The organism is Stenotrophomonas sp. STEN009 (genome assembly GCF_056760395.1).
This window is the reverse complement of record NZ_JBRRES010000066.1, coordinates 1-10325: the sequence shown is the minus strand read 5'-3', so window position 1 is coordinate 10325 and position 10325 is coordinate 1. Positions and strand designations below refer to the sequence as shown.

Sequence of the window (10325 nt, the reverse complement as noted above, 5' to 3'; positions counted from 1 at the left end):
GTTGTACATCTGCTGCTCGAGCGCGCCGACACGATCGGCCAGACTCTGTCGCTGTGCATGCGCCGGTGAGGCAGCCACGAGGGCTGCCGCAACGACCAGCATCAGTTTGATGCCAATGCGCATGGATTACTGCGCGGTGTAGACGATTTCGACACGACGGTTCTGCGACCAGCAGGACTCGTTCGACTCGGTGCAGACCGGACGCTCTTCACCGTAGGACACGACGGTCAGCTGCGAAGCCGAGCCACCGTTGGCCTGCAGCGCCGAGCTGACGCCGTTGCCACGACGCTCGCCCAGGGCCTGGTTGTACGCGCGCGAACCACGCTCGTCGGTGTGGCCCTGCAGGGTGATGCGCGAGGACGGGCGGTCACGCAGGTACTTGGCGTGGCAAGCCATGATGGCCTGGAATTCCGGCTTCACGTCTTCCTTGTCCAGGTCGAAGTAGACAACGCGCTGGCGCAGGCAGGCATCGGTATCCAGGTCGCCCGGGCCGTACAGGCCGGAGGTCGACGGACCGGTCGGGGTGGTGGTCGAGGTGCCGGTGTCAACCGGGGCTGCCGGCTCTTCCTTCACCTTCTTCGAGCAACCGGCCAGGACGGCCACAGACAGCAGGGAAACAAGCAGAACACGGGTGGACTTGTTCATGGCGATACCTTTGTGGCTCCTAGGCCGATGAGGGGTTCAAGACAGCGAAAATATTAACACTCTTTTAGCGCTGGGTACGGTATGGGGACCATGCCGGCTCGCGCACATCACCATCGGCCAGAACCAGGCGCTGGCGAACCCGCGCATCGGCCGAAACGGCATACAACACACCACGGCCACCTTCGCGGGCGGCGTACAGCACCATGCTTGCGTTGGGCGCAAAGCTCGGCGATTCATCCAGCGAACCCGGGGACAGGGTGCTCCAGCGCGGCGAGCCCAGCGAACTGTCCATCATCGCGATCTTGTAGCTGTTGCCCGAGCCCTGGGCCACGGCGATCTTCTTGCCGTCGTAGGACACCGAAGGCTTGGCGTTGTAGTTGCCCTGGAAGGTCACGCGCTCGGCGCTGCCGCCGCCGGCACCGACCTTGTAGACCTGCGGACGGCCGCCGCGGTCGGAGGTGAAGTACACCGCGCTGCCGTCCGGTGCCCAGGTCGGCTCGGTATCGATGGCGAAGTGGTTGGTCAGCTGGGTCAGCTGCTTGCTGCCCAGGTCCATCACGTAGATTTCCGGGTTGCCGGAGCGCGACAGGGTCAGGGCCAGCTTGCGGCCGTCCGGCGAGAACGCAGGCGCGCTGTTGATGCCGCGGAAGCTGGTGACCAGCTCACGGGCACCGGTGGCGATGTTCTGGATGTAGATGGCCGAGTTGCCGCGCTCGAAGCTGACGTAGGCCAGCTTGCCACCATCCGGGCTCCACGACGGCGACAGCAGCGGCTCGGCCGAACGCACGATGGTCTGCGGGTTGTAGCCATCGGAGTCGGCCACCATCAGCGCATAGCGCATGGCGTCGCCCTTGCCGCTGGCGGTCACGTAGGCGATGCGCGTCCAGAAGGCACCCCGGACACCAGTGATCTTCTCGTAGATGGCATCGGCCATCTGGTGGGCGACGTCGCGCATGGCATTGCCGCGGGCGGTCATCGCCAGGCCGAGCAGGCGCTCGCCCTTCGGCACGTCGAACAGTTCGTATTCGACACGGTAGGCACCGGCACCGGCGTCCAGCACGCGGCCGACCACGATGTAGTTCTGCTTCAGCGCGCGCCAGGTGGCGAACTGGATCTCGCCGCCACGGACAGGCTTTTCCACGATCTGCGCTTCGGGCAGGGTGCGGAACTGGCCCGAACGTTCCAGGTCGGCGCGGACCACACCGGCGACATCGGTCTGCGGTGCGGCCGACGAGCCCTGGTAGGGCATCGGCACGATGGTGATCGGCAGCGCGGACGCGTTGCCGCCGATGATGTCGATATCCAGTCCCCTCTGCTGCGCGACGGCAGCGAAGGGCAGCAACAGGGCCGCAAACACGGCAAGCCAACGAGGCATCTTCTTCATGGAGCGCTCAATAGGGGGAAACCGGAACGAGGGATAGCAAAGCGGCGGTGAACCGCTTCGCAATCATGAACCAAGGGTACGTGAATTCCGGGTCAGTTCCAGCCCATCCTCTCACGTCCCATTAACGTATCGGTCGGCTGCCGCGCGACGGGGCGACCCGCAGGCCGGCCCGCGCGGCCGATCAGTCCTGAGCAGTGAAGGTCAGGTTGAGCGTGCGATTGAACACCGACTCGAAGCCGCGGTACGGCAAGGGCTGCGCATTGAGCACCGCCGCCTCGATCGAGCGCCTGCCGGCCTCGTCGTAGGCACAGTTGGCGCTGACGGCAGCCCGCAATACCTGGCCACCCGGAATCTGGGTGATGGTTACCTGGCACTTCTGGCCCAGCGGCACACTGTCCGGGCGGGTCCAGGTGTCACGCACCTTCGCCTGGATCGCCGCGACGTACTTCGCCGAAAGATCATCGCTGTTGCCACCGCCCCCAGCGGCCGGCTGTGCCGCACCGGTGTTGCCGGCCGGCGCGCTGCCGGCGGCGTTGCGTGCGGCGGCGACCTGGCGCAGCTTCTGCTCGGCCAGCTTGGCTTCCTTCTCCGCCTGTTCGCGCCTGGCACGGATCTCGGCGATCTTCTTCTGCCGTTCGGCCTCGGCCTGGTCGGCGGCCTGCCGCTCCTGCTCGGCACGCTTCTTCTTGGCGTCTTCTTCCTGCTGCTTGGCCAGGCGCAGCTTCTGCTCGGCTTCTTCCTGGCGCTTGCGCTCGGTCAGGTCGATCTGCTCCTGGCGGCGCTTGGCTTCCTGTTCCTGCCGGGCCTTCTCCTGCGAGATGGCCAGTGCGCTCACCGCCTCCTGGTCCTGCGTATCGGGCTGGGCGACACGCTCCTGCGCCTGTTGCTGCTGCGGCGTGGGAGCATCCTGCGGACGTGGCTCGGGAATCGGCTGCGGCGGTGGAATGGTGTCCTCGGGCACCGGAATCGGCTCGGCAACCGGCGGCGGCAGATCTTCCAGCTTCTCCGACTGGCGCAGGGCCTGGCGCGCAGCGGCCGCCTCCGACGCGGACAGCGCCAGGCTGGCCTCGACCGAGGGATCACCGGCAGCGGCATCGGTATTGCGCGTGGGCGACCACAGCCACGCCAGGATGAACACCAGCGCGACCAGCAGGTGCACCAGCACGGCCAGCGCCAGGGGCAGGCCCCAGCCCGGTTCCTGCTGTCGCGGAGGCGGCAGGGTCTCAGCGTGCATCGGTGGCCAGGCCTACCTTGTCCACTTTCGCGCGCTTGATCACGTCCATCGCCGCGATGACCTTCTCATAGGCCACGGCACGGTCGGCGGCGACGATCACGCGCAGGCCCTTGTCCTGTGCGGCGATGCCGGCCAGGCGCCCTTCCAGCTCCTCGGCAGACACGGCCGTGGGCTCCTTGGCGTCGGGCAGCTTCAGGCTCAGCTGGCCGTCCTGGCGCACCGAAACGATCACCGGATCCTGCTTGCTCTCCAGCGCCTTGGCATTGGAGTTCGGCAGGTCCACGTCGAAACTCAGGGTGAGCAGCGGCGCGGTGACCATGAAGATGATCAGCAGCACCAGCATGACGTCGATATAGGGAACGACGTTGATTTCCGATTTCAGCTTGCGGCGCTTGCGGCGACCGATGGCAGCGGACATGGCTTGGACTCCCGGGTCAGGCGCTTACTCGTCGCCAGCGCTCTGGCGCTGCAGGATGGAGCTGAACTCGTCGGCGAAGGTCTCGAAACGGACCGACATGCGCTCCACACGGGTGGTGAAGCGGTTGTAGGCCCACACCGCCGGGATCGCCACGAACAGGCCGATGGCGGTGGCGAACAGCGCTTCGGAGATGCCCGGGGCGACCGAGGCGATGCCGGCCTGGGCGCCGCTGCTGATCATGTCGTGCATGGTCACCATGATGCCGAACACGGTGCCGACCAGGCCCACGTAAGGCGCGGTCGAGCCGATGTTGGCCAGCAGTTCCAGATTGCGCTCGAGCTGATCGACTTCGCGGGTGTAGGTGGTGCGCATCGCACGTTGCGCGCCTTCCAGCTGCGCACGGCCATCCAGCCGGCGCTTGTCGCGCAGGCGGGTGAACTCGCGGAAGCCCGCCTCGAAGATCGCCTCCAGGCCGCCCACGTTGCGGCTGCGGTCGGTGGCCGAGCTGTACAGCTTGCCCAGGTCGGCGCCGGACCAGAAGCGGTTCTCGAACTCGTCCGCCTCGCGGGTGGCCTGCTTGAACACGCGGGCCTTGCGGAAAATGATCACCCAGCTGACGAACGAGCCGACCAGCAGCAGCAGCACGATGATCTTCACCGGCAGGCTGGCCTTGGCCATCAGTTCGAGGTAGTTGATGCCGCCGCCGGTGGTGGCCTGGGCAAGGGTCTGGGTCGCGGCGTTGCTGACGTCAGCCGGCAGTGCCTCGGTGACCGTGGCCTGCAGGGCCAGGAGCGTTGCGATCATCCGTTGTTCCTCAGTGTTCGGATTCGGGGTGGAGGTAGGGTTGCAGCACGGCAAGGACGGCGTCGTCCATGCCACGCGGGCGGAAACTGGCCGCGTCCAGTGCGGCGATGCGGACCTGCGCCGACAGCAGCAGTTCGCCGTCGCGCTCGATCCGCTGATCGAAGACCATGCTGGCCTTCTTCAGCTGGACCAGCGTGGCACTCACCTGCAGGAGGTCATCCAGCCGCGCCGGCCGGATGAAGTCCATCTGCATGGCACGTACCGCGAAGACCATGCCGTGCTCGCTGCGCATGCGCTCCTGGCCATAGCCCAGCGCGCGCATCCATTCGGTCCGGGCCCGTTCCATGAAGGCCACGTAGCGGGCGTGGTAGACCACCCCGCCTGCGTCCGTATCTTCCCAGTAAATGCGTGTCGGCCAACTGAATAGTGGCTCAACCGACATCGGGAACCTCCGCGAACAGGTCCTGCGGCGGGTTCTTCGGCTTCAGGCCCATGTGCCGGTACGCCTTGTGGGTGGCCATGCGGCCGCGCGCGGTGCGCACCAGGAAGCCCTGCTGGATCAGGTAGGGTTCGACCACGTCTTCCAGCGTTCCGCGCTCTTCGGACAGCGCGGCGGCCAGCGATTCGATGCCGACCGGGCCGCCGTCGAAGTAGTCCACCAGGGTCCTGAGCAGGCGCCGGTCGAGCTCGTCGAAACCCTCCGGGTCGACCTTGAGCATCTGCATGGCCGCCTGGGCGACCGCCACGTCGATATGGCCACCCGCCTTCACCTGGGCGTAGTCGCGCACCCGCCGCAGCAGGCGGTTGGCGATGCGCGGGGTGCCACGCGCACGGCGCGCGATCTCCCCTGCGCCATCGGCGGTGCAGTCGATGCCCAGGATGGTGGCCGAGCGGCGTACGATCCGGGTCAACTCCTCGACACTGTAGAACTCCAGCCGCTGGACGATGCCGAAGCGGTCGCGCAGCGGCGCGGTCAGCAGGCCGGCGCGGGTGGTGGCCCCGATCAGCGTGAACGGTGGCAGGTCGATCTTGATCGAGCGGGCCGCAGGGCCCTCGCCGATCATGATGTCGATCTGGAAATCCTCCATCGCCGGGTACAGCACTTCCTCGACCACCGGCGACAGGCGGTGGATCTCGTCCACGAACAGTACGTCGTGTGGCTGCAGGTTGGTCAACAGGGCGGCCAGATCACCGGCCTTTTCGATCACCGGACCGGATGTCACCCGCAGCGCGACCCCCAGTTCGTTGGCGATGACGTGGCTGAGCGTGGTCTTGCCCAGCCCCGGCGGACCGAAGATCAGCACATGGTCGAGCGCGTCGCCGCGGGCCTTGGCCGCTTCGATGTAGATCTCCAGCTGCTCGCGCACCGGCGCCTGGCCCAGGTAATCGGCCAGTCGCTTGGGGCGGATGCTGGCGTCGGCGGCGTCATCCTCGCGGGTGGCGCCGGCGCCGATGATGCGGTCGTCGGTCATGTGCTGATTATGCGGCAAAAGCGCGGGTTTCGGCCGGGCTGCGCCCGGCGCCCGCAGAAGCAACGGCAACATCCAGAGCAACAGCCGAAGCGGGCGTCCTGGCAGATGGCGGGGTGGGTCCGGTTCCTGGTGGGTGTCGACCTTGGTCGACACAGTAGATCCACGCCATGCGTAAATGGGAGTGTGGATGACTCACGACATGGGGTCCGAGCCCATTCCTGCGGAAAAGGGCTCCGACCCCTGCAGTCAGATCTCGACCTGTGCGCCCAACTCAACCAGACGGTTGCCCGGAATCCGGAAGAAGCCCGTGGCCGGCGCAGCATTGCGATGCATCAGTGCGAACAGCTTGTCGCGCCAGATCGGCATGCCGCGGTTGGCGGTGGCGACGATGGTCTCGCGGCTGGCGAAGAAGGTGGTGTCCATCGGATCGAAATAGATCCCGCCGTGGTCGCAGGAGCGCATCAACGCCAACGGTACGTCCGGCGTCTCCATGAAACCGAAGCGGACATAGACCCGGTAGAACTCGTCGCCCACCGATTCGATCTTCAGCCGTTGCCCCTCCATCGCATAGGGAATGGGCAGGGTTTCCACATGCAGGAAGACGTTGCGCTCGTGCAGCACCTTGTTGTGCTTGAGGTTGTGCATCAATGCATGCGGAGCCACGGTCGGGTCAGCGGTGAGGAACACCGCGGTACCCGGCACGCGCACCGGCGGCGCCAGCATCAGGCCCGGCAGGAAGGTGTCGATGCGGATGCCGTCCTTGCGGATCTCGTCGCGCAGCAGCTCTCGGCCACGGCGCCAGGTGCGCATCATGGTGAACAGGAAGATGCCCAGCACGACCGGGAACCAGGCGCCCTGCAGCAGCTTGGCGCCATTGGCGATGACGAAGCCGACGTCGATGATGAAGAACACCACGCACAGCGGCAGGATCCAATGGCGCGCCTTGGGCCACAGCGAGCGCGCGACCAGGGCCAGCAGCAGCGTATCGATCAGCATGGTGGCCGAGACCGAGATGCCATAGGCCACGGCCAGGTTCGACGAGCTGCGGAAGGCCAGCACCAGGCCGATGACCATCACCGCGATGCCCCAGTTGATGCCCGGGATGTAGATCTGGCCGATGGTGTCGTGCGAAGTGTGCTTGATGCGCATGCGCGGGATGTAGCCGAGCTGCATGGCCTGGCGCGAGACCGAGAACGCGCCGGTGATCACCGACTGCGAGGCGATCACCGCCGCCATCGTGGCCAGGATGATCATCGGATACAGGGCCCAGTCGGGGACCGCTTCGAAGAAGGGATTCTTCACCGCTTCGGGGTGGTTCAGCACCAGCGCGCCCTGCCCCAGATAGTTCAGCACCAGGCACGGCAGCACGAAGAAGTACCAGGCATGGCGGATGGGCTTGGCACCGAAGTGGCCCATGTCGGCATACAGGGCCTCGCCACCGGTGACCGCCAGCACCACGGCGCCAAGGATGAAGATGCCGTGCCAGCTGTGCTCCATGAAGAAGCGGATCGCCCACCACGGGTTGAACGCCTTCAGCACTTCCGGCGAATCGATGATGTTGTAGATACCGATCGCCGCCAGCGAAATGAACCACACCGAGGTGATCGGGCCGAACGCCTTGCCGATCTTCTCTGTGCCGAAACGCTGCGCGGCGAACACCATCAGCAGGACCACCACGGTGATCGGCACGATGAACGCGTGCAGGCCCGGTGCGGCCACCTCCAGGCCCTCGACGGCACCAAGCACCGAGATCGCAGGGGTGATCACGCCATCACCGAAGAACAGCGACGCACCGAAGATGCCCAGGATGCCCACCACGTAGGCCGAGCGTGAGCCGTTGCGCAGCGTACGCTGGGTCAGCGCCATCAACGCCATGATGCCGCCCTCGCCATCGTTGTCGGCGCGCATGATGATGGTCACGTACTTCAGGGTGACCACGATGTTCAGCGCCCAGAACGCCAGCGACAGCACGCCGAGCACGGTGTCGTGGTCGCTGTTGAGCCCGTAGTGCGGCGAGAACGCCTCCTTCAGGGTGTACAGCGGGCTGGTACCGATGTCACCGAAGACCACACCGATCGCACCGATGACCAGCGCCAGTCCCCCAGCCGGGGGGGCGTGACCGTGTCCGCCAGGGGCGGCTGCGTGCGGGGTTTGACTGCTGGACATGGGACTCCTGGCGAAGCTCAGGCGGGGGAGGAAAAGGACGCGGCTCAGCGCAGCGCCGACTGCAGGGCCTTGCGGATGACCGTGGCCACTTCGTCGCCTTCGTTGAAGGCATCACGGGCCATGCGGGCCGCTTCGGCCGGCTTGTAGCCCAGCTGCTGCAGCGCCACGGTGGCATCGGACAGCGGGTCGGCCGGGGCCGGACCACTGCCGGTCGGCAGCGCCCCGCCGGCACCGAACTGGGCCGCACGGTCGCGCAGCTCCAGCACCATGCGCTCGGCGGTCTTCTTGCCGATGCCCGGGATGCGGGTCAGTGCGGTGATGTCGCCCGCCTGCACCATGCGCGCGAATTCCTCGACGCTGACAGCGGACAGCACGGCCAGCGCGATCTTCGCGCCGATGCCGCTGACCTTCTGCACATCGCGGAACAGCCGACGCTCGCCCTCGCGCAGGAAGCCGTACAGCGAGACGCTGTCTTCCTTCTGCGCGTAATGGGTGTACAGCGTGACCTCGCGTCCGAGCTCGGGCAGGTCGTAGAAGGTGCTCATCGGCGCCTCCAGTTCGTAGCCCACTCCATTCACGTCCACCACCAGCCACGGCGGCGCCTTGTAGGCGACGATGCCGCGCAGTCGACCGATCATTGCGTGCAGCTCCTCATTTGCGACCCCACGCTTGGCGGGCGCTGAGCCCCAGGCGGTTGGCCGTCGCCCTTACGTGGGCGTGGGTGATCGCTACCGCCAACGCGTCGGCCGCGTCGGCCTGCAGCTTGGTTTTCAGGTTGAGCATGAGCCCGACCATGTGTTGAACCTGTTGCTTTTCCGCGCCACCACGGCCGACCACGGCCAGCTTGATCTCGCTGGCGGCGTATTCGTGCACCGGCAGGTCGCGCAGCACCACGGCCGAAATGGCTGCGCCGCGGGCCTGGCCCAGCTTCAGCGCCGAATCGGGGTTGCGCGCCATGAACACGCGCTCGATCGCCACTTCCTGCGGCTGGTACTCGCGGCACAGGTCGGCCAGGCCCAGCACCAGCAGCTTCATCCGCTGCGGGAAATCGTCGGCGCCCAGCAGTACCAGGGGCTGGTGATGGACGTGGATGACGCGCCCTGCGGCATCGACATCGATGATGCCCACCCCGGTCCGCTGTGAACCGGGGTCGATGCCGAGGATGCGGGTCATGCCGCGCTCCTGGCGGGGCGGAACGGGAAGCGCTGGCAGGCGTATGGGCTCATGACTGTCCGCGGTGACCGTTCAACGGCCCGCGCCCAGGCCGTCGGTGACGGCTCAGGCGTAGGCGTCGGCGCCGAGTTCGGCGTTCGAATACACGTCCTGCACGTCGTCCAGGTCTTCAAGCATGTCCAGCAGCTTGCGGACCTGCAGGGCGACCTCGCCCTCGACCTTGATGTCGTTGTCGGCGCGGAAGGTGATCTCGGCGTGGTCGGCGAGATGCCCTGCGGCAGTCATCGCCTCCTTTACGGCGTTGAATGCGTCAGGGCTGGTGACCACGTCGATCGAGCCATCGTCCGGATAGACGACGATGTCATCGGCGCCCGCCTCGATGGCCGCTTCGGTGATCGCCTCCTCGTCGGCACCCGGGGCAAAGCTGAGCACGCCCAGGCGCTTGAACATGAAGGCCACCGAGCCCTCGGTACCCATGTTGCCGCCGCATTTGCTGAACGCGTGGCGGACATCGGCCACGGTGCGCACGCGGTTGTCGGTCAGGCAATCGACGATCACCGCCACACCGCCGGGCGCATAGCCCTCGTAGCGCACTTCCTCGTAGTCGACGCCTTCCAGCTCACCGGTGGCCTTCTTGATCGCACGTTCGATCACGTCCTTGGACATGTTCACGGCCAGGCCCTTGTCCATCGCCACGCGCAGGCGCGGGTTGTTGTTGGGGTCGCCTCCACCGCCGCGCGCGGCCACGCCGATCTCGCGGATGATCTTGGTGAAAATCTTGCCGCGCTTCGCGTCGGACGCGTTCTTGCGGGCTTCGATGGAGGGGCCTCTACCCATGGGTGCTACCGTCTGGCTGCTTCAGGATCAAGGCGCGGATTCTACCTGATCGGGCGCTGCAACCGTGTCTAGGGCGGATGGACGCCGCTGCGCTCGCCGGGGGGGGGCCCCGGCGACCAGGCGCACAGCCCCCCCCAACGGTAGGCGGGGGGCCCCCCGCCCCGCCGCCCGGCGCGCGGGCGGGGCCCCCCG

The 10325-nt window shown here is 66.7% G+C and carries 11 protein-coding genes and 1 pseudogene; all 12 read right to left on the bottom strand.

All coding sequences use genetic code 11. The features are described from left to right. A pseudogene (locus ACVOMM_RS18510) lies at nt 1–123 on the bottom strand (tol-pal system protein YbgF); the annotation flags it as partial. Nucleotides 124–126: 3 nt separating this feature from the next. Further along, nucleotides 127–645, bottom strand: a complete 519-nt coding sequence (gene pal / locus ACVOMM_RS18505; RefSeq protein ID WP_005418510.1) for a peptidoglycan-associated lipoprotein Pal — start codon at nt 643–645, stop codon at nt 127–129. A gap of 64 nt (nt 646–709) precedes the next feature. After that, complete coding sequence (tolB, locus tag ACVOMM_RS18500; protein WP_053520246.1) at nt 710–2029, bottom strand: Tol-Pal system beta propeller repeat protein TolB; 1320 nt, start codon at nt 2027–2029, stop codon at nt 710–712. A gap of 181 nt (nt 2030–2210) precedes the next feature. Next, the gene (gene tolA, locus ACVOMM_RS18495; protein WP_346475899.1) at nt 2211–3263 is read right to left on the bottom strand and encodes a cell envelope integrity protein TolA; all 1053 of its coding nucleotides are present in this window, start codon (nt 3261–3263) and stop codon (nt 2211–2213) included. Further along, the gene (tolR, locus tag ACVOMM_RS18490; protein ID WP_053520248.1) at nt 3253–3681 is read right to left on the bottom strand and encodes a protein TolR; all 429 of its coding nucleotides are present in this window, start codon (nt 3679–3681) and stop codon (nt 3253–3255) included. The genes tolA and tolR overlap by 11 nt, the downstream gene beginning before the upstream one ends. A gap of 24 nt (nt 3682–3705) precedes the next feature. Then, nucleotides 3706–4485: a protein TolQ gene (tolQ, locus tag ACVOMM_RS18485; protein WP_053520249.1), complete on the bottom strand. Its 780-nt coding sequence runs from the start codon at nt 4483–4485 to the stop codon at nt 3706–3708. 10 nt (nt 4486–4495) lie between these two features. Continuing rightward, the gene (ybgC, locus tag ACVOMM_RS18480) at nt 4496–4927 is read right to left on the bottom strand and encodes a tol-pal system-associated acyl-CoA thioesterase (RefSeq protein WP_053520250.1); all 432 of its coding nucleotides are present in this window, start codon (nt 4925–4927) and stop codon (nt 4496–4498) included. Then, on the bottom strand, nt 4917–5957 hold the full coding sequence (ruvB, locus tag ACVOMM_RS18475) for a Holliday junction branch migration DNA helicase RuvB (protein WP_065174760.1): 1041 nt from the start codon (nt 5955–5957) through the stop codon (nt 4917–4919). The genes ybgC and ruvB overlap by 11 nt, the downstream gene beginning before the upstream one ends. Before the next feature lie 246 nt (nt 5958–6203). After that, nucleotides 6204–8123 carry a potassium transporter Kup gene (locus tag ACVOMM_RS18470; protein ID WP_053519356.1) on the bottom strand — a complete coding sequence of 640 codons (1920 nt, stop codon included), beginning with the start codon at nt 8121–8123 and terminating at the stop codon, nt 6204–6206. Between the two features lie 44 nt (nt 8124–8167). Beyond that, complete coding sequence (gene ruvA / locus ACVOMM_RS18465; RefSeq protein WP_053519357.1) at nt 8168–8761, bottom strand: Holliday junction branch migration protein RuvA; 594 nt, start codon at nt 8759–8761, stop codon at nt 8168–8170. 13 nt (nt 8762–8774) lie between these two features. Further along, nucleotides 8775–9296, bottom strand: coding sequence for a crossover junction endodeoxyribonuclease RuvC (gene ruvC / locus ACVOMM_RS18460; protein ID WP_053519359.1), 522 nt, complete (start codon nt 9294–9296; stop codon nt 8775–8777). A gap of 105 nt (nt 9297–9401) precedes the next feature. Continuing rightward, entirely contained in the window at nt 9402–10133 is a 732-nt protein-coding gene (locus tag ACVOMM_RS18455; protein ID WP_053519361.1) for a YebC/PmpR family DNA-binding transcriptional regulator, read from the bottom strand. Between the last annotated feature and the right edge of the window lie 192 nt (nt 10134–10325).

What these genes read in the sequence shown, in the direction of transcription:
- pal (WP_005418510.1), bottom strand. Translation starts at nt 645, where the DNA reads ATGAACAAGTCCACCCGTGTTCTGCTTGTTTCCCTGCTGTCTGTGGCC.
- tolB (WP_053520246.1), bottom strand. Translation starts at nt 2,029, where the DNA reads ATGAAGAAGATGCCTCGTTGGCTTGCCGTGTTTGCGGCCCTGTTGCTG.
- tolA (WP_346475899.1), bottom strand. Translation starts at nt 3,263, where the DNA reads ATGCACGCTGAGACCCTGCCGCCTCCGCGACAGCAGGAACCGGGCTGG.
- tolR (WP_053520248.1), bottom strand. Translation starts at nt 3,681, where the DNA reads ATGTCCGCTGCCATCGGTCGCCGCAAGCGCCGCAAGCTGAAATCGGAA.
- tolQ (WP_053520249.1), bottom strand. Translation starts at nt 4,485, where the DNA reads ATGATCGCAACGCTCCTGGCCCTGCAGGCCACGGTCACCGAGGCACTG.
- ybgC (WP_053520250.1), bottom strand. Translation starts at nt 4,927, where the DNA reads ATGTCGGTTGAGCCACTATTCAGTTGGCCGACACGCATTTACTGGGAA.
- ruvB (WP_065174760.1), bottom strand. Translation starts at nt 5,957, where the DNA reads ATGACCGACGACCGCATCATCGGCGCCGGCGCCACCCGCGAGGATGAC.
- ACVOMM_RS18470 (WP_053519356.1), bottom strand. Translation starts at nt 8,123, where the DNA reads ATGTCCAGCAGTCAAACCCCGCACGCAGCCGCCCCTGGCGGACACGGT.
- ruvA (WP_053519357.1), bottom strand. Translation starts at nt 8,761, where the DNA reads ATGATCGGTCGACTGCGCGGCATCGTCGCCTACAAGGCGCCGCCGTGG.
- ruvC (WP_053519359.1), bottom strand. Translation starts at nt 9,296, where the DNA reads ATGACCCGCATCCTCGGCATCGACCCCGGTTCACAGCGGACCGGGGTG.
- ACVOMM_RS18455 (WP_053519361.1), bottom strand. Translation starts at nt 10,133, where the DNA reads ATGGGTAGAGGCCCCTCCATCGAAGCCCGCAAGAACGCGTCCGACGCG.